The sequence below is a fragment of the Staphylococcus sp. MB377 genome (genome assembly GCF_001922505.1).
Taxonomy (GTDB): domain Bacteria; phylum Bacillota; class Bacilli; order Staphylococcales; family Staphylococcaceae; genus Staphylococcus; species Staphylococcus haemolyticus.
This window is the reverse complement of sequence record NZ_MAON01000022.1, coordinates 109,505-134,069: the sequence shown is the minus strand read 5'-3', so window position 1 is coordinate 134,069 and position 24,565 is coordinate 109,505. Positions and strand designations below refer to the sequence as shown.

Sequence of the window (24,565 nt, the reverse complement as noted above, 5' to 3'; positions counted from 1 at the left end):
ATGTTACACCCTCTCAACTTCAAAGATTTTTCGAGCTTCTTTATCTTCAACGATTGCTTCCCAAGGTTCGCCATGTCCATCAATCGCTTTTTTAGCATCCATAATTCTATCGAATAATTCTTTTTGACGTTCAGGATCCAGTAGTACTTCTTTAACATTTTCAAAGCCTAAACGATTTAACCATGGTGCAGTTCTTTCTGCATATATGCCAGTTTCACGATAATACTGCATTAACGCACCACATAATTGAATAACTTCATCTTCAGTTTCAACGGTAGTTAATAATTTACCAACTGTAACATCTGTACCTCCGTTACCACCGATGTAAATTTGATAACCGTTTTCTACTGAGATAACACCGAAATCTTTAACTCCTGATTCAACGCAACTACGTGGGCAACCAGACACACCCATTTTGAATTTATGTGGTGTGTCAATGTATTCGAATGTTTTTTCTAAACGAATACCTAAGCGTGTAGTGTATTGAGTACCGAATCGACAGAATTCTTTACCTACACAACTTTTAACTGAACGTGTTTTCTTACCATATGCTGAAGCTGAACGCATACCTAAATCTTCCCATACTTTAGGTAATTCTTCTTTCTTCAATCCATATAAACCTACACGTTGAGAACCTGTTACTTTAACTAATGGAACATTGTATTTTTTTGCAACTTCACCTAATCTTATTAATTGGTCAGCATCTGTTACGCCTCCACGCATTTGTGGAATAACAGAGAATGTACCATCATTTTGAATATTTGCATGATAACGTTCGTTTGCGAAGCGTGATTCTTTTTCATCTTGATGGTCATGTGGGTATACCATGTTTAAATAGTAGTTTATTGCTGGACGACATTTTGGACAGCCATTTTTATCTTTAAAGTCTAGTACGTGACGTACTTCTTTAGATGTTTTTAGACCTTTAGCTCTTATTTGCGTAACAATTTGATCACGTGTTAAATCAGTACAAGCACAAATTCCGGTAGGTTTCGCTGCTACAAAGTCATCACCTAATGTGCATTGTAATAACTCGCCAATTTGTCCTTTACATTTACCACATGAATTACCCGCTTTAGTTGCTTTCGTTACTTCTTCCACTGATGTTAATCCTTTAGTCGTAATCGCATTAACAATCGTACCTTTATCTACACCGTTACAGCCACAAATAGTTTCATCGTCTGGCATATCAGCGATAGAAGTTACCGCTTCTTCTCCACCTTTGTACAATAATGATACTAATGTATAGTCTTCTAAAGATTCATGTTTTTTCATCATATTATAGAATCTTGAGCCATCATCTGTATCACCATATAATACTGCTCCGACAACTTGACCATCACTCAAATAGACTTTTTTATAAATATTATCGACACTGTTGAAAATTTCAATACCATGGACATTTTCATTTTCAACAATTTGTCCCGCACTATATAAATCACAACCAGACACTTTTAATGAAGTGAAAGTTGTAGAACCTTTGTACCCTTCTGTTTCTTTTCCAGTTAGGTAGTCAGCTAACACTTTACCTTGTTCATAGAGCGGTGCGACTAAACCATATACTTTGCCGTCATGCTCTGAACATTCGCCAACAGCATAAATATTAGGGTCTGATGTTTGTAAATAATCATTAACAACGATACCTCTATTTACTTCTAGACCTGCATCACGTGCTACTTGAGTAAATGGACGGATACCGACTGCCATGACCACTAAATCTGTTTCGATTATTCTTCCATCCGCCAATTTAATCGCTTCTACATCATCTTTACCAATAATTTCTTTAGAGTTCGCTTGTAACTCGATATTCATACCTTGACGTTCTAAATCCGCTTTAAGCATGCCGCCAGCTTTACGGTCTAACTGCATTTCCATAAGCCATTCTGCTAAGTGTAATACAGTTACTTCCATACCTTGATCCATTAAACCACGTGCACATTCAAGTCCTAATAATCCGCCACCAATAACGACAGCTTTCTTTTTCGTTTTAGCGATTTCAATCATGCGTTCAGTATCTTCTATTGTTCTCCAACCTATAACACTTGGTAAATCTGATCCAGGTATCGGTAATACGAAAGCACTAGAGCCTGTTGCAAATATACAAATATCATAGTTCACTTCAACACCTTTTGATGTTGTTACTGTTTGTGCTGAACGATCAACCGTCTCTACCGGGTCGTTGACGATGAGCTGAATGTTATTTTCTTCATACCATTCATATGGATTCATTATTGTTTCTTCTACAGTCATTTTCTTCTGTAATATATTTGATAACATTATTCTGTTATAGTTTGGATAAGGTTCTTTCCCAATAATTGTAATGTCAAATTGTGAATCTGAACGCTCTAGAATTTCTTCTATCGTTCTTAATCCCGCCATACCGTTTCCAATCATCACTAATTTTTGTTTAGTCATAAAATATGCCCCTTTTATCACTTTAAATTTACTTATTTTCCATTTGCAATTTTTTGTTTTTTAAAATGTTTGATATTCAACATTTGTTTCTTCACTGCTATTCTATAACAGATCCTACTTCAAATGTGATGATTTTCACAAATTAATTAAAAATCGGGGAATTCCCTAATACGTTTAATAACTTGTCCAATTACAATAAAAAACTGAGACAACATAGTGCCTCAGCTTATAAATCCTAATTAAATGTTAATTGCTTTAAACGTTCACTAATAATTTCCTTCAATATATTATCGAAATTAATAGATGGTGTAATATGAAGCGTACCCTGTATATCCATTTCTGAAATGAGTCGTTTTACTTTGTTTACTAGTCGCCCATCATATAAAAACATTGGCACTACAATAAGTTCATCATACTCATTCGAAAGTTGATCCAAGTCATTTCTAAAAGTAATGTCACCATATAGCGTACGACAAAAGATAGGTACAGGTTGATTCATTTTTTCACTAAATTCCTTTAACTCATCATGTGCTTTCGTATATGAGAAACTACCATGTGCGATTAATACAATCGCATAATTAGAGGAGGTAGAAATTTCAACATCTTGAATACGTTTTTCAACTAAATCTACCATATAGTCATGCGTACCAAGCGGTTCACTAATTTCGTAACTTATTTCAGGATGATCTTTTTTGATATTTGATAAAATTTCAGGAACATCGACGATATAATGCATTGCCGAAAAGATCAAAAGAGGTACAACTTTAAATTGAGTTTCACCTTGCTTTATTAAACGACCAATCGTATTTTCAATACTCTTTTCTTCACTTTCAATAAACGCTAATTCATATTCATACGTTTCATCACTTAATAAACGATCTAAGAATTCTCCCAATGCTTTATTTTGATCACCTTTTCTCATGCCGTGTGCCACTAATATATTCGCAACCAATCGCTTCATCCCCTTTATATAAGACTTTAGTGCTTTTAAAATTTGGTCATAAAATGCTTTAATGTTGATTAAAATGATATGTTTTAATCATAATTTAGTCAACTTTTTTCAATAATGTGGTTGAATTAATTCAATAAAAAAGGTTGTGCTATTTACTCATTTAACTTAGTGATAACACAACCCTATTATTGATTACTTAGCTTTTATACTATCACGTGAACCATTTAAATACGCATATACTAAACCAATAAATATACCACCACCGATATAGTTACCAATTAAAGCAAACACAATATTTTTAATAACACCTAACCATGATAGTGCATCTAAATTATAGAACACCATACCTGCGTATAAACCAGCATTGAAGACAACATGTTCATAACCCATGAATACAAACACAACAACACCTACGGCAATAAAGAATGCTCTTGCCAGTCCTTCTTTAAATAACATAGACACGTATATACCAATATTAATAAAGAAATTACAGAAGATCGCTTTAACTAAAATATTTAACCAAGTTGATTCTACCGTTTTCATATGTACTGTCTTACTTAAGCTGTCAATCATTTCTGGCGTCATAATATGCGTCCCTTTCATTAAGAAGAATAATATGAATCCGCCAATAATATTCCCTATAAAACAGAATAAGAAAATGAACAACATCTTATTAATAGTAATGGCTCTATAATACCAGCCGACCGTTAAATACATGAAATTACTAGTTAGTAATTCTGAGTTCGTCAACACAATTAATACTAAAGCTAAACTAAATGCAATCGCACCTAGCAAATTAACTAAACCTTCATTAGTGGCTGCAAATTGTGTTTTAATTGCCAACATAAATACCGTTACGATTGCTAATAAAAAACCTGACATGATTGTTTTCAATGCATATCTACCAGGCGTTTTTGTAGACATAATTTCTTTCGTCTGTACCTGCCCAACAGCAGCTTCTACAATATCACGCGTTGCATGGGTGTCCTCAACCGTTTTATTGTTCTTCAACATATGTATGCCCCCCTGCATCCTTTAAGGTTATGTTTCAATTATATATTTTATAAAAAAACATGAATAGCTTAAATTTTTTAGGTAAAAAAGTGAGGTAAAATCGTATCATGTAGACACGATTCTACCTCACTTAGTAATTCACTATTTATGTGCTTTAAGTCTTGATAAATAGCGTAAACCTGTAGCAAAAATGCCATAGCCTAGCGCTGTTCTTAAAACATATTTAATTGCACTATTATCAATTGCCTTTGAATTGAGTAGTACTGTTGGTATTAATGTACTAACTGAAAATAAAGCTAGTACTTTTAAATATCTTTCTTTCATATCATCAACCTCATTTCAACTACATTATAACTTAAATATAGTTGAATTTTTTGACATACCTATGACTTTTTTTGTTCCAAGAGTGATTCTAGTTGATCCAATGTAGAATTCATTCCCGCTTCTACACCCATATCAAGTGCTTGTTGCGCCGCATCTTTTGTTGGAAAGATTGAAGTTGACGTTACAAGCGTGCTTTGCGCTGATTCTGAAGTGAAATCAATCAAAATTTGCATCCCAGGTAATGATGTATCTTTCTCACCTTGAGATGTAGCAAAGAAATCTAAGTATTCAATATGATTAGGTTTATCCACCTTTTTATATTCAGTCAATGTGTAACTTGTTTGTTCTGGCATTTCTATCGCAAAGAAGGCATCACCACCGACTACTGGGTTAAAACGAAAAACTTTTGTTTTACCTCCTTGAGGATGAAACCATTGTTCGAATAACGTCTCCGTAGTGTATGCCTCGAAAACTTCATTTATTGGCGCCTCAAACGTTCTATTAAATATAATTTTATTATCTTTTAGTTGAATTGACATTTAAATCCCCCCTATCTATTTGTTAAATGCTCTCTGAATTTACCAGTTATTGATTTTAATTACAAAAAAGCTCCCTTCAAAGTTTACATTCATTAATATCTACTTTGTAGGGAGCCATATGAGTATTTTTATTAAGTAGTATAACTAGTGATTAGTCTTCAAGTGGAAATTCTAAATCAAATTCAACATTTAAGTCTTTTCCTAATAAGAAACCACCAGTTTCAAGTTGTTGGTTAAACGTAATGCCATATTTTTCACGGTTAAGGCTACCAGTAATTACTAAACCAGCAGTGTTTTTACCGTTTAATGGATTTAAACTAGTACCTTTATAATCTAAATCAAAAGTTTCTTCATGTGTTTGATCTTTCATAGTTAAGTTACCAGTAACTGATTTATCATCTACTTTAGTAATTTCAAATTTAATTTCTGGGTAGTTTTCAGCGTCTAAGAAATCTGCGCTTTTAAGATGATTATCACGATCTGCTACTTTAGTATCAATTGAATTTGCTTGAACAGTAAAAGTACCTTGCAATGAACTTAAATCATTGAAATCACCTGAAATGTTAGCGTCAAATTCGTTAAAACGTCCTTTAACATTTGATACAACTAAATGTTGAATAGAAAAGTTAACTCCTGAATGTGCTGGATCTAAATTTAAATTAGCCATGTGTACATACCTCCATTATTTAAATTATGAAACTACGTAACTGAAAATCAGCACTATAGTTTGTATAATTATTATACTTAATATAATAAAGAAACTTATATGGAAATACAAGTAAAAAGACTCAAATTTTAAATTTATTAATGTGCTAACATCTCTTCTTTAATATCGTCCTTATCTAATGAGGCAGGATAATACGTTGGCCAATGATCCATTTCTTCAAGTAATGTTTCATTGTTGTTACCCATAAAAATGTGGAAGTGTTCTGCTTTCTTAGGTGCGATATTATGATCACTAAACTGAACGTACTTAGGTAATGTTTGCTTGTCAGAGTGCTTCAATTTAAAAATAAATCTAACTCCACGATTACCTTTCTTATAATCTAGGATTTTTTTACCAACATATTCATACGTTCCAGTAACCTTATTCCCATTTTTTTCAAAAGTAATGTTGTCACCTTTAATATTTATGTTAGAAACGTCAGTTTTGTAACCTTTCTCATAGTATTTTTTATACTCTTTTTCTGTCATAGTGCTATCTTCTTCAGATTTATGTTTCATTACATCATCTAAATCACCATTTTTTAAATAGGGATACACTGATTGCCATTTACCTTCATAATCTGATAATGCACGATCTTTAACTTGTTCATCTTTGAAATAACCATCTGAAATAGCTTTATCATATTTATGTTCAGCTTTTTCGTCTTGTACTTTTATATTGGAACTCAATGCTTTATCTAATACTTCAATATTTTTGTTCATCAATGTTTGATAATTTATCGATGCATCTTTAGATTGTTCTTTATTAAGTGACTCCATATTATAGAATTTTAACGGTTTTGCATTTGTTTCTTTTCTGATTGTTTCAGTTACTTTATTCGCAACATTATCCTCATACAATATGTATTTAACATTTTTCTCATTAATCTCTTTTACTAAGTTTGTAAGTTTTTTTTGAGAAGGATCTTCAGCATTCATATTTTGAATTCCCTTTTGAACAAAGCCATAGCGATCTGCGAGATAACCTAGAGATTCATGAGAAATAAATACAGCATTACCTTGTTTATCTTTAGTAATGTTGTTCATTTTATTATCAATATCATTTAACTCTTTTTCTAATTTTTTAAAATTTTTCTCGTATTCATCTTTATGTTCTGGATCTTTAGTTACTAGCTGATCTTTAATTTCTTTAGCAAACACCTTATTTTTCTCAGGATCTAACCATACATGTGGATCATACCCACCATGATGATGGTGTTCGTGTCCATGTGAATCCTCGTGTTCTTCATCACCGTGTTCGTGTTGGTCTGTTAGTAGTGTTGATTGATCTAGTTTATCTTGTAATGAAACTTTCTTTTTATCATTTTTAATTGTGGCTGCAACTTTCTTAGCGACTGGATCTAAATCATCACCTGTATATACAAATAAATCAGATTGATTAACCTTTAACATGTCTTTCTGAGTTGGTTCATAATCATGTAGGTCTGTGCCAGCAGGATAAATAGACGATACATTGACATGGTTACCACCTATTTCCTCTATAAAGGATTGCAAAGGATATACAGTTGTAGACACATTCATTTTGTTATCACCTTTAGAATCTTTATTAGAACGATCTTCCTTTCCACAAGCGACTAATATAAATACAATAATAGTTATCAAAACAGTAAGACTTAAAAAGCGTTTCATTTTATACCTCCTAAATAGTAATACTTACGATTTAAAAGCATAACTTTATTTGTATAAAATTACAATAGTTTTTTATTTTTTTATTTTCAATTTAATAAAAATCATCTTTTATTAAAAATATCTATCATTGATTAAGTTACTACCTTTCTAAATTTTTAAAAAAAGAAGAATCATAGTGAAGTACACTACAATTCTTATTTGAATCAACATTATTAAATTTATTCCACTTCTCTTTAGTGGTTACAATATAACACAAAATGAATGTCAGCGTTACTCACTATGACATCGTGACTATAAGTATTTCTTCCATTCTTCGACTTTATAAGGATCTTTCACTTTTTTTCCATTTATAAAAACAGTTGGAACAGTATCAATATTATTATCTTCTGTTAGTTCCTTTTGTTTTTCTGCTTTTTTCCAAGCTTCACTGTTCTTAGTCTTATACTGCTTTTTAATGTCAGATTTTTGTTGCGTCGTAATATCTAACTTATCAATTTCTTTATCAAGAAATTGTTCTGTTAACCACTTTTTATCCTCGTCTTTTTGATTCGCGAATACGTTACGTTGAAAAGTTAAGTATTCATTAGGTGCAACTTTTTGCACTGCGTTTCCGGCTCTAGAGCCGACGATTGAATCTTTACCAAGAAATCCAGCATTAATAAATTGATACTCTACTTTATTCGTATCAATATAGTCTTTTTTAATTGTTGGCATTACATTCTTTTCCACTTTTTTACAGTATGGACATTTAAAGTCTCCATACTCAACGATTAAAATTTTGCCATTCTCAGTTTTAGGTGGCTGCTTTTCCTTGTTGTCATTAGAACAAGCACTTATGATGATTATTAAACCCATCATCATACTTATTAACAAAATTCTCTTTTTCATAGATGCTCCTTTGTAATAACATATTAATTCATATTTTCTTCCTTATAATCAGCATCATGTGATTCGATATATTGTTTTGTATCAAAGTTATCAATGCGTTTCGCTTTTTTACCATCAAATTGATAAGTGTAGTAATGAACTTCTTCATTATTACTTAAAGGTTTATACGCTAAGACAACATACTTTCCATCTTCATAAACATAAATATTCGCATCTTTTTTATCAAAGTGTTTAACCATATCTCCTGTATCATTCTTAGACATTTGTTCTTGCTTTTGATCTTGGATTTTTACAGCTTTATCTATTTTATCGACATATTTATCGTTACCACACGCTGCTAGCAATAATATACCGACACTTAACATAACTAATATACGTTTCATATATTCACTCCTATTGCCCAGTTCTCTCTATCTATCATAATACTTCTTTTGCAAATACTATCATACAATGGTTTTAAAATATGCGCTAGTTCATAAAAATTTAGTTTTCTAAAAATATTTATTATTATAAATTAAATATATATTTTAACCCACAACTAAAGTACGGTGTGATTTAATAACTTATCTTGTGTAATAGTTGTAGTTATTTGTTAAAATAAAGGATAATTCTTAAAAACGCAGAGGAGTAGATGAATATGAAATTCGTAACTTTATCACCGGAGGAATTTGAGAAATTTACATCCAGTCATTTCTCTCATTACACACAATCTCGAATTCACTTTGAAAACAGAAATGAATTAAAAGGTGATGTGCATGTTGTAGGTGTCAAAGATGACAGCGACAATGTCATCGCTGCAACTTTAATGACTGAGGCACGTGCTTTAAAAGTGTTCAAATACTTTTATACACATCGTGGACCTGTCATGGACTACAGTAATATTGAATTGGTTCACTTTTTCTTTAAATCACTAACAAGTTATTTAAAAAAACATAATTGCTTATATGTATTAGTTGATCCTTATATTTTGGAGAACCTACGTAATGCTGATGGAGAAATTTTAGAAAGTTACGATAACCGAGCAGTCATCAAAACGTTGGAAGATTTAGGTTACAAACATCAAGGATGGACAGTAGGTTATAGCACAATGAGTCAAATACGTTGGTTATCTGTCTTAGATTTAAAAGACAAGTCAGAAGATCAATTATTAAAAGAAATGGACTATCAAACACGTCGTAACATTAAAAAAACGTATGAAATGGGCGTAAAAGTAAGAACGCTACCTATGGATGAAACGGATACGTTCTTTGAATTATTCCAAATGGCCGAAGAAAAACATGGTTTCAAATTTAGAGACAAACCATACTTTTATGAAATGCAAAAAACGTATAAAGACCATGCAATGCTTAAACTTGCCTATATTGATTTAAAGGATTACTTATCTACTCTCCAACAAAAACACGATTCATTAACAGTACAATTATCCGAAGTCGATGCTGTATTAGAGGAAAACCCTAACTCTAAGAAAAATAAAAATAAACGCACACAAATACAACAACAAGTTGATAGTAATGAACGCAAATTAAATGAAACGAAAGATAAAATTGCTGAAGAAGGCGAAACACTTAATCTAGCTGCGGCTTTATACTTATATAATGAACATGAAGTTTATTATTTATCCAGTGGTTCAAATCCTAGATATAATGCGTATATGGGCGCATATCGTTTACAATGGGATATGATTAAATTCGCAAAAGAACATAATGTAGATCGTTATAATTTCTACGGTATTACAGGTGACTTTAGTGAAGATGCTGAAGATTATGGTGTGCAACAATTTAAAAAAGGCTTCAATGCTAATGTTTACGAATACATTGGAGATTTCATTAAACCGATACACCCACTTGCATACAAAGTTAAACAACTATTAGAACGTAAATAACTATAAAGCAAAAAACACTTTTCTAAGTTCAACTTTATGAACTTTAGAAAAGTGTTTTTCATTATTAATCTTCATTAATTACATTTAAGAAACGACGTAATTCTTCTGTCTTAGGATGTTCGAATATTTCGTCTGGTGTACCTTGTTCACCAATACGTCCTTCGTGTATAAAGACGATTTTATTTGAGACTTGGCGTGCAAATCGCATTTCATGCGTTACAATCACCATTGTCATACCTTCATCAGCTAATTCTTTAATTACTCTTAATACGTCATTAACTAATTCTGGATCTAATGCAGAAGTAGGTTCATCAAACAACATTACTTGCGGATTCATAGCTAGTGCTCTAGCAATTGCTACACGTTGTTGTTGACCACCCGAAAGTGTATGTGGACGTTGATCTTTAACACTTGTTAAACCAACTTTTTCGAGTAATCCCATTGCTCTTTCTTTCGCATCTGCTTTACTCATTTTCTTTACAGTTACTAATCCTTCCATTACATTTTCTAATGCAGATTTATGAGGAAATAGATTATAACTTTGAAATACCATACCCGATTGCTTGCGTACGCTCATTTGAGACTTTTTATTATTAGCGGTGTAACTTTCACCATTAACACTAACATTACCTTCAGTCGGAATTTCTAAAGCATTAATCATACGTAGTAATGTCGTTTTACCTGAACCAGATCGTCCAATAAGTGTTATGACTTCCCCTTTTTCTACGTTTAAATCAATGCCTTTAATGACTTCTTTATCATTGAATGATTTATGGATACCACTTAATTCAATCATGAGTTATACCCTCTTTCAATATATGATTCATAGAAGCTTTGGATAACTGAGATAATGAAGCAAATTACCCAATACATAACCGCTACAAGAATATAAATTGTGAAATATTCATATGTTGTAGACGCTACCTCTTGAGCTTTACGGAACATTTCTGCAACTAAGATAAAGCCAAGTAATGATGTATCTTTAATTAAACTTAAGAATGTATTTCCTAAAGCTGGTATTGAAACACGGATCGCTTGAGGTAAAATAATTCTTTGAATCGTTTGTCTATAGTTCATTCCTATAGAATAAGCCGCTTCTGTTTGACCTTTAGGTATAGAAATAATACCACCACGGATAATTTCTGATGCATACGCACCAACATTAAGTGACAAACCGATGATAGCTGAAACAACTGATGATAATGTCCATTGTTCATCAGCATTACCAGTTACTAAGCGTCCTAATTCAGGAATACCATAAAAGATTATGAATAACTGTACGATCATCGGTGTACCACGAATAATTGAAACGTATACTCTTGCGATACCTTTTAAAACTTTACTCGTTGAAATACGCATTAACGCTGTAAATAAAGCAATAATCAAACCTAAGATAAATGTAACTATTGTTATTGGAATAGAATATTTTAATAAACCTTCCAACATTGGTCCAAATGCTTGCCCTGCCGCATCTAATGCATGTTGTTGTTGACTATTTAGGCTCAGAAACATTTTCACCGAACCATTTCTTACCAATTTCCGCTAATTTACCATTTTCTTTTAATGTTTTAAGTCCATCGTTGAAATCAGATACAACTTTATCATCAACATCTTTGTTAAATGTGAATGCTGATTTACTTTGCTCTGCATTTCCTTTGATTGCTTTAATTTTAGCGTTTGGTTTTTGTTTTTTATAATCTAAGTAAGATAAGCTATCGTTGAATGTACCATCAACACGATTAGATAATAATAAGTCCATCGCTTGGTTAAAGCCATCAACTTTAGTAATATCTGAACCTTTATCTTTAGCTAATTGACCATAGTTAGACGTGAATGTTTGAGCCATTTTTTTACCTTTGACGTCATTAAATGATTTAATGTTCTTTTCATTTTCACGTACTACTAAAACTGCGCTTGAATAAGTGTAAGGTGTAGAGAATTTATATTTTTTCTCTCTATCTTTGTTTACACCAACTTGGTTAGCAATAACGTCAAAACGTTTCGCATCTAAACCAGCAAACATTGAATCCCATGATGTTTCATTAAATTTAAGTTTATAACCTTTTTCTTTTGCAACTGCTTTGATTACATCAATATCGTAACCAGTTAATTTGTCTTGTTTATTGTGGAACGTGAATGGTGCATATGTACCTTCAGTACCCACTTTCAGTGTTTTACTATCGCTGTTACTACTACTTGATTTAGAATCACTATTTTTATCAGATGATCCTCCATTACCACAAGCAGCTAACACAAAGATAAGTGCTAAAGCAACAAATAAAAGTCTTTTCATCTACCTTGTCCTCCATATTCCTATTAGATTAGTCAGAATAAATTAATTCTAATCTCATGGGTGGGAATAGTCAACATTATTTTACATTTGCCTAAGTGTTCAGAATGTTTGGATATTAATAAAATAAAAAAGAGACCTAGACATAGAACGTTTTTGTTAAAGGAGCCCTCTATGGTATCCCTTCTATGAAAAAATGCTTAAACATTTTCAACGTTCGTCTTGATCTCTTATTTTAACTATATAAAGTTCATTTAATTATTTTGTAATTTAGCTTCTGCCTTAACCTTTTTCTTACTTTTAATTAAAAATGTAAGCAATAAACTGATGACTGTAATAATAACGGCAAATAAAAATCCTGAATGATAACCATGAAGCATGGCATCAATTTGTATTTGTCCTGCCATTTCTTTTTTATCCATACCTTGATAATCACTCATCGTCGGTTGGAAATTCTTACTTGCTGTACTTAATATTGTTATTAAACCTGCTGTTCCAATTGAACCAGCAATTTGCTGAATGGTATTTGTCATGGATGAGCCATGAGCATTAAGTTCTGGTGTTAGCTGATTCATTGTATGCGTCATTATTGGCATCAAGCCCATTGCAATTCCAATCATACGAATAGCATAAACAGTTGCCAACATTATCGTAGATGTATGTTCATCCATGACTACAAAGTAAGAAGTAGTTATAAGAACAATAGACATACCAATTATTGCTAACACTTTAGCACCAAATGTTTCGTATAACCAACCTGAAATCACAGACATGATAGCCATAACAATTGCTCCAGGTAGTAAGATGAGTCCTGAATCGATAGGCGTTCTTCCTAAAAGATTTTGTACAAACATAGGCAATACTGTTTCAGAACCAATCATCGAAATCATTGTTGCAGCCATAATCGCTAAACCAACTGCAAACTCTTTATTCTTAAATACTTTGAAACTTAGTAATGGCGTTTCAAGTCTCTCTTGACGCCAAATAAATATTCCGACTAATAGTATACCGCCTATTATCGTTATTAATACTAGTGGATCATCCCATCCATCACTTGAAATAGAACTAACACCGTATAATAATCCACCAAATCCTAATATAGATAATATTATAGAAATGAGGTCAATAGGAGTTTTAACTGTTGTTCCAACGTTTTTAATAATTTTTAAAGCTATAAGAAATGTTATTGCTGAAATCGGTGCTACGACATGGAAAAGTGATCTCCAGTCAAAATATTCAACTAAATAACCCGATAATGTAGGACCAATTGCTGGTGCAAGACCTATGACCAATCCAAACATTCCCATATATTTACCACGTTCATGTGGTTTAAAGACATCTAGAATTGTTGTCATCATCAGTGGCATCATAATACCTGAGCCTAATGCTTGAATAATACGCGCGATTAAAAGGATTGTGAAGTTTGGACTAAAACCGCCTAACATCGTCCCGATAAAGAATATCAGAATTCCAGTTAGGAACATTTGTCTTGTTGAGTATCGCTGTATAATGAATGCAGATAATGGAATGACTACACCATTAGTTAGTAAGAATGCAGTTGTTAGCCATTGTACTTGTGAATATTCAATGTTAAAATCTTTCATTATTCTCGGCAACGCTGTAGTGAGTAGCGTTTCATTTAACAACCCGAAAAAGCCACCTAACAACATCGTAAATATCATTGCTAATTTTTGTTTATGTGACATATTATTCCCCTCCTATCTACCTAAGCTTTCAATAGATACATTTGACTATTATACATATATAATTTTAAATTTCATATAAATTTTTTGTGTTATTTTGTAAATCGTAATAATTACTATTTACTTTTAGCTTACTTTCCTTTATCCTTTTTAAAAAGGAGGAATCAAATATGAAACAAGATTTACAAACAGCACGTCGAAATTTGAATAGTCCTAATATCAAAACTCGCAAACGTGCATTAAAAATAATTAAACAATACAAACGTAATCGTAAATCAGCTTAATGTTATCTATTTCTTCCATAAATAACTCCTACAAAGAAAAAAGGCTGTGACTAAATAAAATGTCTCAGCCTTCTTTTACCATATTGGCAGTAGTTGATTGATTTGAAAATGCGCTTAAATCAAGTTTTTTTCAAACTTACTCATCCTTGTCGGGATGGGACCACGAATTTATTTTAATTTCTGCCCCGCTCCCACTACTTTAATTTAATAATTATAAATAATAATGATCAATTACATTTAAATTGTCATCTAATTCGTAAATAAGTGGTGCACCAGTTTTAATTTCATAACCAATGATATCTTCATCAGATACATTATCTAAATATTTAATTAATGCACGGATTGAATTACCGTGTGCAGCTACTAGAACTGTTTCTCCATCTAATAGATGTTGAGAAATCTTATCTGTCCATATAGGTACCACACGTTCTAACGTTGTTTTTAAACTTTCAGAATAAGGCATCATACGATGATCTAAATGTCTATAACGACGATCTTTTAAATATGATTCACGTTGTTCTTCAGTTTGTGCTGGTGGCTTAACGTCATATGAACGTCGCCATTGATGCACTTGTTCTTCACCAAATTCTTTTCGCGCTTCATCTTTATTAAGACCTTGTAATTTACCATAATGACGCTCATTTAAACGCCAACTTTTATGCACTGGAATCCACTCTTGATCTGATTCAGCTAATAAAAATTGAGTTGTCTCTAATGCTCTCGTTAACAATGAAGTAAACGCCACATCAATTTCAATACCATTTTCTTTTAATTTACGTCCTGAAGTAATTGCTTCATTTCGTCCTTGTTCAGATAGTTGAACATCTTCCCATCCTGTAAATAAATTTTTAGCATTCCATTCACTTTGACCGTGACGACATAATATTAATTTTGGCATATCAAAACACCTTCCTATACGTTAGTTTTAATTGAATGATTTTGTTTAAAATGACTTAAAACCAATCACTAACTCTAAACTTACTTCCCTATGCTTTGCAACAAGTAACCTACTCTTTTTCTATTACATTTATTATAAAACTATTTCGTTAAATTTCATAATATCTTAAATTCACGCCATTTTTGGCATAAATGACGTTAGTTTGTCATGTTCGTTATCTTCAGTTCATTTTTGATACTATCTTTTGATATTGTAGTAACCTATGTCATTAAATGAGGTGTTATAATGATTCTACCGTAATCAACAGCAAGACGTATTGGGATGCATAATCTAAAAGGATATTAAAAGATAAGTAATTATGACTTTACTTAATTTAATAGCAATTTTAGATTGCTTACAAAAAACCAATTTCTAAAGGAGATTATTTATTATGAAGAAATCAATTTTTGCATTAATGACAATGGTATCTTTAGGTGCCGCAGGATTAGAACCCGGTCAAGCACATGCAAGTGAAATGACACATGGTCAACAAAATCAATCTTGTCAATATAATCAACATACACAATTACAACACAATCAACCATCTCATCAGAGTCAACATTCTAATGTAACATCAGCTGCAACTACACAAGCTAATACAACTAATGTTACTACTAATACATCATCAAGTAACTCCGAATCTACGGCCGATAATAGCTCATCTAGTAACACTTCAAGTGATGACAATTCATCTAATGAAAGCTCATCAAGTGAAAGTACATCTTCAGTATACAAACAATTTATCGCAGCTGGTGGAACAGAAGAGTTATGGGAGAAAATTGTCTTACCTGAATCAGGTGGAGATCCTAATGCGTCTAATGGACAATATCATGGTTTAGGACAGACAAATCAATCTTGGGGCTATGGCTCTGTCGAAACGCAAACAAAAGGCATGATTTCATATGCTAAAGAACGTTATGGTTCAATTGAAGCTGCAATTAGTTTCCGTGAATCTAACGGTTGGTGGTAAAATTTAACAGAGCTTAAGTTCTGAGGCAGAACGCTTAGAATTTATGTTTAAATAACTCGAAAAGCGTCCGGGACATAAATTTTCTGGATAAGTATAACAGACAATTTCTATTGAAATAATATAGGAATTGTCTTTTTTATTTTAATGTAGAATTCCATATGAATTCAAAGTATTTTGGCGCGACTCTTGGCGTTTTAATTATTGAACACAAGTGCTGTTGCACTTGTATAAGGCGTTTTAAGATAGAATACAAAACATAGTTGCGAAGACTCCTAGGGTAGCAGTGCCAGTCGAAGACTACAGGCTGAGACGGCATCCCAGGAACGCGAAGCAGCTTATGTGAGTAATCATCTATCTAACGAACGCCTTTAGAGGAATACAGGCACGAGCCTTTCCTGCAAGAAAGTGTCGCAACTATAATGAGTAAAAATTCATCTAAGAATTTCTTTACAACCCAACCCAGTCCCCTAGGCAATTGAGCCAATAATACGAAGTATTATAAATAAAGAAGCTAGTAAATGAAGTTTTTAAGACTCATTTACTGGCTTCTTTATTCGTAATCACTATTTTCAGAAAAAAATCATTAAGATTAACAATGCTTTTGTTCAGAATCTATTCATCTTACTTTTACAAAGTATCCGGTTCTGGATGTACATATACTGATGATATACCTTTACTATGCAAGTGATTTTCCACTCGATCACAAATATCATGTGCTTGTTGAAGAGACAAATGTGCATCAACAACAATCGTAACATCTAAAAATATACTACTTCCATGGTAGCGTCCCTTAAGATTGTTCACATCTTTGACATCATCCACTTCCAATACAACATTACGATATTCTTCAAGATCCTGTTCATTGAATCCATCGCTAAGAGCAAAAATTGACTCTCTAAAAATACCAAATCCGGTATAAACAATTAAAAATCCTAGAATCGTTGCTAAAATAACATCGACAATAGGTAAACCAAATTGAGTAAATACCAGACCAATTGCCGTACCCATACTAACTAATCCATCTGATAAGTTATCTTTTGCAGCGGACTTTAACGAACTACTCATCGTTTTCTGAGCTAATCTCTGATTTATTGCAAACACAACTATCATAATTAACCCACTTATTAAACTTACAAATATTGTGACTACATTTGGTGTATTGTGCTCATTTGTAAATATTCTAGGTGCATTTTCAATCACAACTTGAATACCCACGAACATGATAATAAATGAAACCAACAACGTTGAAATATTTTCAGATTTCAAATGACCATAAGGATGATTTTTATCTGCTGGTTTTATTGAAATTTTCAACCCAACAATAACAGCTATAGATACAATAATATCTGTCATATTATTCAAGGCATCTGCTCTAACAGCTGCTGAATCAAAAACAAATCCAGTAATATATTTAGAAACAGATAAAATAATGTATACTACTAAACTTAAATAAGCGCCTCTTTGTGCCAATTTAAGATTTTCACTTTGAGACATTTTGTTAACCACCTTAAATGCTTTAATATCAATAGTATGTACTATCAAAATATGAATGACAACGTTTTTTGATTTCTATAAAATCCGTATAATTAATCTAATTAAATTTTTAGCAAAACCTAAATTTCACTTTAGCTAAAGCTATAAAATTGTCACTCTTTAAAGTCATTTGAAGTTTCGTATTATAAAAATAAATCACCTAAAGTTGCACGTCATTTAATCCTTTAAAATCCACTTTGAAACAATAAATGTAATTGGAATAGTAATAATTAAACCTGCAAATGGTGCGATTTCAGATGGAAATTGAAACCACTTAACAAAGACATATAATAATAATGTTTGCATACCCATATTTATAACTTGAGTTAATGGAAAGCTTAAAAATTTCTTAAGCGTTGGTCTTACTTTATAAACGAAATAACAATTTAAATAATAAGAAATAACAAAACTTACTAAGAAACCAGCAATATGACTAATCATATAATTCACGTGAAATAATTTTAATAATAATAAATACACAATATAATAATTAAGGGTATTAATCCCCCCCACAATTATAAATTTAATAATCTCAAAGTGGGTTTGATTCAATTTCATCGTCTTTCTCCTTTGTCGTCATTTTTTCTTTTTTAATTTTCAAACGGCAGTAGTTTAAACGAATATTTTTCTGAAATATGATGAAACTCTTTGAAGTTAGTTAAATCTGCTTCATCTGCTGGTGTAATTTCAAATAGGTAAGTTTCATAAGGTAAATGTGATAATGTTATGTGACGCTTATTGCTATCAATTTGCGATTTTACATCTTCTAGTCGTTGTTCACTACGAATATGTACATCAGTGAAAATAATTATATTTATAATTGCAAAGATAAGTATACAACTTTTTAAAAGATTATAATGGTTCAACGTCAAAATGCCTAATTCTGAAATTAAACTAATGAGTACAATTATACAAAGTAAATATGCTAAATAAAATTGTCGAACTGAAACTTCAGTAATTAAAATAACTGGTAACACACTAATTGTAATAGAAACAAGTGACATAAAAACCAACAATCGATTATATGGTAATTGAATGACTAACTTACATGAAATTGCAATGCTAACCATCATTATAAGACACAATAGAGTATTAATGATTTCAAACGTAAATGTCTCTGACAATTGTTTCAAATTAAAAGGTTCATATATAAAGATTTTATATATAGGCAATATACAAATACCTATTTGTAAAATGATTCGCTTTATTGTAGGTAAAGTTAAGAACGCGCTACTTTTTAATAGCAATATCATTAGAATAATCACTATTAAGGATAAAATAATAATATTATTAAAAAAGAGATATCTTGGAATATCTTTTAGAAGTGATATTTCGAACTTATGGTTTAACCCAAGCATGTCTAAGTGTCCTCTTAATGCCTCAACACTTGAGAAGATTTAAATATATTTATCATTTAATAGCATCACCATCGCCCCACATAATGAAAGCAACCAACCAAGTACCAGACTATAGTAAAACTTATGATTGCGTATGGCATAATAAATCATTCCTACAAGTAATATACTGGCATTATAAAAAGCTAAAGGCTCAGCAAACCACTGTCCCAATGTACATATTAGCCAAAATATAAAAACTTCAATACGACTAAATTCATCTTTATTAAGTAATACTTTTATTATAAAACTTAAGATATATAAAGAAAAACATGTGCCAAAAACATATGTATAAAAAAATTCAAAATTACCATAGCTTTGTGCAAACAAGGAATTGGGTATAATAAATAATAAAACAGTGCTTAATATTAAATAATTTGTGTCACCAAACTGATTCAATAATCTTAATAAAAGTACCACGATAAAGATTGATATAAACGCAAATGATAATGTACGAAGTAATATAGAATGGACACTTGCAAATTCTAATAAATTGCTAATGTATCTTCCATTAAAATTATTAAAAACATTTCTGACCACTTGCATACCGTGGCCACTACCCCAAAACCAATCTGTACTATGTAAAGGGATAATGTAGCCTAAATAGCCATAATATAGGATCAATCCAATCATCCAGATGTAAAATTCATGATGTTTAAGTCTATGCATGTCGAACTCCTTTATGTCATAAAGTTAATTAAATTAGCACTCGTTTTGGCTCAACTAATTATATTATATTCTTTTTTTATTAATTATACATTCAAATATTATTTTATACTAATTTTAAATATATAAACTATTGGAGGTCTACTAAGATGAATCTTAGAAAAATAGTCATTGCCACTGATTCATTTAAGGAGAGCATGTCAGCTAAAGAAGCTGGTTTAGCAATACAAGATGGTTTCAAGAAAATATTTCATGAAGATATTCACTATGACATTATCCCAATGGCAGATGGTGGTGAAGGTACAACAGATGCTCTAAAGGAAGCGCTTAATGCTAAGACGTACACCATTCCAGTTCATGACCCATTGCATAGAAACATTGAAGCTTCATATGCACTTTCCCAGGATAATCAAGTAGCTATCATTGAAATGGCTGCATCATCAGGACTAGATTTATTGACAGATGAAGAACGTAATCCACTTATTACATCTACTTACGGTGTTGGAGAAATAATATTAGATGCGCTTGATCATCATGTTACTAAGATCATTTTAGGCATTGGAGGAAGTGCTACCAATGATGGCGGTAGTGGCATGTTATGTGCATTAGGCGCTCAATTTCTTGATTCTAAAAATCAACCTTTAAAACTCGGTGGCGGCTACTTATCTGAGCTAGCAAAAATTGACTTTTCAAACTTAGATCAAAGACTTAAGCACGTCACATTTGAAGTTGCTTGTGATGTGACAAACCCGTTATTAGGTGCTAATGGCGCAACTGAAATCTATGGTCCTCAAAAAGGTGCTGACGCTAAGATGATACCAAAGTTGGATTCCGCACTTACAACCTATCATGATATGATAGAACGAGAACTAAATGTAAGTGTCAAAGATATCCCAGGTGCCGGTGCTGCTGGTGGATTAGGTGCAGGTATCCTCGCATTCTTCAATGCGTCACTTTCTAACGGTATTGATATTATATTAAAAGAAATTGACTTTTCGAGAAGAGTGCAGGATGCAGATCTTGTCATAACTGGTGAAGGAAAGATGGATGCTCAAACAGTCTTTGGTAAAACACCTATCGGAGTAGCTAAAGCAGCAAAAGAACATCACGTTCCTGTTATAGCTATTTGTGGTAGTCTTGCCGAAGGATACCAAGATGTTTATAAGCATGGCATTGACAGTGCATTTAGTTTAATTGAGCAACCAGAATCATTGCCTTCATTATTAAATAACGCTAAACGAAACATGACACATACTGCTGAAAATATTGCAAGACTATTCAAACTAACTATTTAAAATATGAGGTGACTATCTTGAAACGAACAGACAAATATAAAGATTCTTACAAATATGATGAACAATATCGCAAACGTAACCGACAAAGCGCGGATGGACGTGCGCGTCATGAACGACGCGAAAGTCAAGAAGCATACAATCGTAACAATTCACGTTATCGAGATGATGATCCGAGATATCGTAATGATGACCATCGATATCAAGATGATTATGATTATCGTGAGGATTATCGCCGACGTAATGATGAATACGATGAAGATGGTAATAGATACTATAACGATCGTGACTTTAGACGCGAACAACAGTTAGAAGAAGAGAACGAAAAAAATAAGAAATCTAAAAAATGGCTAATTGCTATTATTGCAATATTGTTGATTATCGTAGCGGTATTTGCCACAAGAGCAATACTTAATAACAATAGTAGTGATAACCAACAAACGAATAATGCTTCTAATGACAACAATGTATCTAAAGATTATAAAAATGAAGTACAAAATCAAACTGATAATATCAAACAACAAGTAGAAGATGCTAAAAATGACATTAAAGATAAAGTAGATACTGACTCAAGAATTAAACAAATTCAAGAGGATGTTAATAACTTAAAAAATAGTGAACAAACTGGTGAAGATTCTAAATTAACTAAATTTTATCAAGAGCAAGTCAATAAATTAAAAGAAGCTAATAATGCTCAACAAAATAACGAAAGCCAAAGTAAAGTTAATGACTTACTCAACGATGTAAATACAAAATTTGATGAAATTAAAGAGAAATTAAATAGTATTCTTGGAAATTCAAGTGATACAAATTCACAATAATTGGCTTGATTGAGAAAGCTTATATTCAAAACTTTTTGAAAGTTAATCAACCTATATTAGGCGACACAATGAATTCTGTGTCGCTTTTTTATTTTGTAAATTACAAATATACAAAAAACCTTTATAATGTAGTTTGCAAACTTTTTAAGGAGAAACATTATGCAACCTTCAACTCATACAAAATTACCCCTATTGCTTCTAATAGTATTAGGTGTAATGACTGCATTTGGACCTATGATTATTGATATGTATTTACCCGCATTACCTGAAGTACAACATCAATTTAGGTCATCGACATCTGAAATACAACTTACATTATCATTTGCAATGATAGGTTTAGCACTTGGCCAATTCCTATTTGGCCCATTATCTGATGCATATGGTCGTAAAAGAATAGGTCTTATCATATTATGTATATTTTTCTTAGCCACACTTAGTGGCGTATTCGCTACTAACCTAATTTTATTTTTATGTATTCGTTTTACCCAAGGGTTTACAGCCGGTGGTATTATCGTTATAGCCAAAGCTTTCGCTGGAGATAGATACGAGGGCGATTTATTAGCAAAATTTCTAGCATCATTAATGGTCGTGAATGGTATTGTTACTATCATCATGCCATTACTCGGTGGACTATCATTAGCACTTGGATCATGGAGAATTGTATTCATTATCCTAACATTTATAAGTCTATTAGTACTATTAGGCGTCGCTACAATGATGCCAAAGACACATAAATCGGAACACAAATCACTTAACTTTAAAGACATTTTATTAGATTTCGGTAGTCTAATGAAAAAACCACGATTCATTATTCCAATGTTTCTACAGGGGTTAACGTATGTAATGTTATTTAGTTTTTCATCCGCTTCTCCATTTATTACGCAAAAAATTTATAATATGACACCTCAACAATTCAGTATCATGGTCGCTGTTAATGGTGTCGGTTTAATTATCGTGAGTCAGATCGTCGCACTTCTTGTAGCTTATATTAATCGTTTCAAACTTATGATTTATTTAACCTTAATACAAGTTGTAGGTGTCATTTTAATTGTGATTACACTTGCAGTTCATGGTCCCTTATGGATTTTACTTATCGCATTTTTCTTAAATGTATGTCCTGTTACGTCTATTGGGCCACTTGGTTTTTCAATGGCAATGGAAGAACGTACTGGTGGTAGTGGTAATGCGTCTAGTTTATTAGGACTATTCCAATTTATACTTGGTGGTATTATCTCTCCTATTGTAGGACTCAAAGGACAATATGACACAACCCCATACATTTTCGTTATTATGATAACAGCAGTCATTTTAATAACACTACAAGTGATTTATTTTAGAAATCATCGTAACCCAGCATAATAAATCTTTTATTCAATATAACTAGAAGATTAAGACAAAGGATTAAAATGCTACATAAAATCATGCAGTAGTCGACTAAACTGAGAAGATGCTCATATCGAGCTTTTCTCAGTTTTTTGCATTTCATTTTAAAATGAGGCCATTAATTTAAAATCAAAGTTACTCGTTCACAATATTTTAATAACTTTCCAACAAATAGGTGACAGCTATATTTTTTCTAATTGATAATTATTATTAACGATTATAATGAAAGTAAATAAAGGAGGAGTTTTAATGATTACAAATGAATCTATCGTTGCAGAAATTGTTACTGATATCCCACTAAGTGCTGATATTTTCAGAAAATATGGCATCGACTTTTGTTGCGGTGGCAATATATCTATAAATGAGGCAGTTAAAAATAAAAAAGTTGATGCAGAAACTTTAATAGATGAAATTAATGAACTTCCAAACCATGATCAAGGAAACATTAATGTGAAATATCTTGATGCACCGTCATTAATTCAATATATACAATCTCGCTATCACGAAACAATACGTGAAGAATTTAAGAATCTATCCCCTTATGTTACAAAAATTGCTAAAGTTCATGGACCGAACCATCCATTTCTAATTCAGTTACAAGATTTATATCGTCAATATCGAGATGGTATGCTTGAGCATATGGCTCAAGAAGATGAACATGATTTCCCAGCGTTAATTAAACTTTCTCATGGTGAACAAGTAGATCATTCATCTGATATCATTCAAAGCTTAGTTGACGACCACACTCAAACAGGACAATTACTTGAAGACATGCGTGAATTAACTAACCAATATCAACCTCCTAGTGAAGCTTGCCAAACTTGGAGGTTAGTATATCATCGTCTAGAGAATTTAGAACGTGAAACTCATGAACATGTACATTTAGAAAATCACGTACTCTTTAACAAATTCAGTTAGAACAG

At 32.0% G+C, this 24,565-nt stretch carries 25 protein-coding genes; 7 read left to right on the top strand and 18 right to left on the bottom strand.

Translation table 11 applies throughout. From position 1 onward, the window contains the following. Positions 1-3: 3 nt before the first annotated feature. From nirB to BB045_RS05765, 9 genes are all read right to left on the bottom strand, one after another. A complete protein-coding gene (gene nirB / locus BB045_RS05805) occupies positions 4-2,415 on the bottom strand; it encodes a nitrite reductase large subunit NirB (protein ID WP_053020462.1) in 2,412 nt (803 codons plus the stop codon). Between the two features lie 235 nt (positions 2,416-2,650). Beyond that, positions 2,651-3,367 (bottom strand): sirohydrochlorin chelatase, encoded by a 717-nt coding sequence (locus BB045_RS05800; RefSeq protein ID WP_053025044.1) that lies wholly within the window; start codon positions 3,365-3,367, stop codon positions 2,651-2,653. Between the two features lie 192 nt (positions 3,368-3,559). After that, entirely contained in the window at positions 3,560-4,381 is an 822-nt protein-coding gene (locus BB045_RS05795) for a formate/nitrite transporter family protein (protein WP_075140587.1), read from the bottom strand. A 141-nt stretch (positions 4,382-4,522) separates the two neighbouring features. Next, entirely contained in the window at positions 4,523-4,705 is a 183-nt protein-coding gene (locus tag BB045_RS05790; RefSeq protein WP_011274973.1) for a hypothetical protein, read from the bottom strand. A gap of 59 nt (positions 4,706-4,764) precedes the next feature. Next, positions 4,765-5,244 (bottom strand): SRPBCC family protein, encoded by a 480-nt coding sequence (locus BB045_RS05785; protein ID WP_070442581.1) that lies wholly within the window; start codon positions 5,242-5,244, stop codon positions 4,765-4,767. A 151-nt stretch (positions 5,245-5,395) separates the two neighbouring features. Then, positions 5,396-5,911 carry a YceI family protein gene (locus BB045_RS05780; RefSeq protein ID WP_053025047.1) on the bottom strand — a complete coding sequence of 172 codons (516 nt, stop codon included), beginning with the start codon at positions 5,909-5,911 and terminating at the stop codon, positions 5,396-5,398. Positions 5,912-6,048: 137 nt separating this feature from the next. Then, the gene (adcA, locus tag BB045_RS05775) at positions 6,049-7,599 is read right to left on the bottom strand and encodes a zinc ABC transporter substrate-binding lipoprotein AdcA (RefSeq protein ID WP_070442586.1); all 1,551 of its coding nucleotides are present in this window, start codon (positions 7,597-7,599) and stop codon (positions 6,049-6,051) included. 291 nt (positions 7,600-7,890) lie between these two features. Beyond that, complete coding sequence (locus BB045_RS05770) at positions 7,891-8,487, bottom strand: DsbA family protein (protein WP_075140586.1); 597 nt, start codon at positions 8,485-8,487, stop codon at positions 7,891-7,893. 23 nt (positions 8,488-8,510) lie between these two features. Continuing rightward, positions 8,511-8,870 (bottom strand): DUF4467 domain-containing protein, encoded by a 360-nt coding sequence (locus BB045_RS05765; protein WP_053025049.1) that lies wholly within the window; start codon positions 8,868-8,870, stop codon positions 8,511-8,513. Between the two features lie 254 nt (positions 8,871-9,124). Between BB045_RS05765 and BB045_RS05760 the strand changes: the two genes are divergently transcribed. Continuing rightward, positions 9,125-10,369 carry an aminoacyltransferase gene (locus tag BB045_RS05760; RefSeq protein WP_037550094.1) on the top strand — a complete coding sequence of 415 codons (1,245 nt, stop codon included), beginning with the start codon at positions 9,125-9,127 and terminating at the stop codon, positions 10,367-10,369. A 64-nt stretch (positions 10,370-10,433) separates the two neighbouring features. On the opposite strand, the gene BB045_RS05755 is transcribed toward BB045_RS05760, so the two are convergent. The 4 genes from BB045_RS05755 to BB045_RS05740 all read right to left on the bottom strand — a co-directional run bounded on the left by BB045_RS05755 (position 10,434) and on the right by BB045_RS05740 (position 14,365). Further along, positions 10,434-11,165: an amino acid ABC transporter ATP-binding protein gene (locus BB045_RS05755; protein ID WP_070581955.1), complete on the bottom strand. Its 732-nt coding sequence runs from the start codon at positions 11,163-11,165 to the stop codon at positions 10,434-10,436. Beyond that, positions 11,162-11,881, bottom strand: coding sequence for an amino acid ABC transporter permease (locus BB045_RS05750; protein WP_037550342.1), 720 nt, complete (start codon positions 11,879-11,881; stop codon positions 11,162-11,164). The genes BB045_RS05755 and BB045_RS05750 overlap by 4 nt, the downstream gene beginning before the upstream one ends. Beyond that, positions 11,862-12,662: a transporter substrate-binding domain-containing protein gene (locus BB045_RS05745; protein ID WP_037550106.1), complete on the bottom strand. Its 801-nt coding sequence runs from the start codon at positions 12,660-12,662 to the stop codon at positions 11,862-11,864. The genes BB045_RS05750 and BB045_RS05745 overlap by 20 nt, the downstream gene beginning before the upstream one ends. Positions 12,663-12,913: 251 nt before the next feature. Next, complete coding sequence (locus BB045_RS05740) at positions 12,914-14,365, bottom strand: MDR family MFS transporter (protein ID WP_075140585.1); 1,452 nt, start codon at positions 14,363-14,365, stop codon at positions 12,914-12,916. Positions 14,366-14,532: 167 nt separating this feature from the next. Here BB045_RS05740 and BB045_RS11995 point away from each other — a divergent pair, with 167 nt between their 5' ends. Then, complete coding sequence (locus tag BB045_RS11995) at positions 14,533-14,646, top strand: putative metal homeostasis protein (RefSeq protein ID WP_107609856.1); 114 nt, start codon at positions 14,533-14,535, stop codon at positions 14,644-14,646. Positions 14,647-14,857: 211 nt separating this feature from the next. Here BB045_RS11995 and BB045_RS05735 read toward each other — a convergent pair whose 3' ends face one another. Then, positions 14,858-15,544 carry a 2,3-diphosphoglycerate-dependent phosphoglycerate mutase gene (locus tag BB045_RS05735; RefSeq protein ID WP_011274961.1) on the bottom strand — a complete coding sequence of 229 codons (687 nt, stop codon included), beginning with the start codon at positions 15,542-15,544 and terminating at the stop codon, positions 14,858-14,860. A 430-nt stretch (positions 15,545-15,974) separates the two neighbouring features. Here BB045_RS05735 and BB045_RS05730 point away from each other — a divergent pair, with 430 nt between their 5' ends. Beyond that, the gene (locus BB045_RS05730) at positions 15,975-16,553 is read left to right on the top strand and encodes an aggregation-promoting factor C-terminal-like domain-containing protein (RefSeq protein WP_049426564.1); all 579 of its coding nucleotides are present in this window, start codon (positions 15,975-15,977) and stop codon (positions 16,551-16,553) included. 627 nt (positions 16,554-17,180) lie between these two features. Here BB045_RS05730 and BB045_RS05725 read toward each other — a convergent pair. From BB045_RS05725 to BB045_RS12405, 4 genes are all read right to left on the bottom strand, one after another. Further along, positions 17,181-18,047, bottom strand: coding sequence for a cation diffusion facilitator family transporter (locus BB045_RS05725; RefSeq protein ID WP_016930748.1), 867 nt, complete (start codon positions 18,045-18,047; stop codon positions 17,181-17,183). Positions 18,048-18,263: 216 nt separating this feature from the next. Continuing rightward, the gene (locus BB045_RS05720; RefSeq protein ID WP_011274958.1) at positions 18,264-18,644 is read right to left on the bottom strand and encodes a GtrA family protein; all 381 of its coding nucleotides are present in this window, start codon (positions 18,642-18,644) and stop codon (positions 18,264-18,266) included. A gap of 32 nt (positions 18,645-18,676) precedes the next feature. Beyond that, on the bottom strand, positions 18,677-19,444 hold the full coding sequence (locus tag BB045_RS12410; RefSeq protein ID WP_256722963.1) for a hypothetical protein: 768 nt from the start codon (positions 19,442-19,444) through the stop codon (positions 18,677-18,679). 39 nt (positions 19,445-19,483) lie between these two features. After that, positions 19,484-20,149 carry a hypothetical protein gene (locus BB045_RS12405; protein WP_256722962.1) on the bottom strand — a complete coding sequence of 222 codons (666 nt, stop codon included), beginning with the start codon at positions 20,147-20,149 and terminating at the stop codon, positions 19,484-19,486. Between the two features lie 146 nt (positions 20,150-20,295). Here BB045_RS12405 and BB045_RS05710 point away from each other — a divergent pair, with 146 nt between their 5' ends. The 4 genes from BB045_RS05710 (at position 20,296) to scdA (ending at position 24,560) form a co-directional block, all read left to right on the top strand. Next, positions 20,296-21,441, top strand: a complete 1,146-nt coding sequence (locus BB045_RS05710; RefSeq protein WP_070581948.1) for a glycerate kinase — start codon at positions 20,296-20,298, stop codon at positions 21,439-21,441. Positions 21,442-21,458: 17 nt separating this feature from the next. Further along, the gene (locus tag BB045_RS05705) at positions 21,459-22,259 is read left to right on the top strand and encodes a hypothetical protein (protein ID WP_070581946.1); all 801 of its coding nucleotides are present in this window, start codon (positions 21,459-21,461) and stop codon (positions 22,257-22,259) included. Between the two features lie 159 nt (positions 22,260-22,418). Further along, positions 22,419-23,618, top strand: a complete 1,200-nt coding sequence (gene tcaB, locus BB045_RS05700; RefSeq protein ID WP_053025059.1) for a putative multidrug effflux MFS transporter TcaB — start codon at positions 22,419-22,421, stop codon at positions 23,616-23,618. 273 nt (positions 23,619-23,891) lie between these two features. Then, a complete protein-coding gene (gene scdA / locus BB045_RS05695) occupies positions 23,892-24,560 on the top strand; it encodes an iron-sulfur cluster repair di-iron protein ScdA (RefSeq protein ID WP_053025060.1) in 669 nt (222 codons plus the stop codon). The last annotated feature ends 5 nt before the right edge of the window (positions 24,561-24,565 follow it).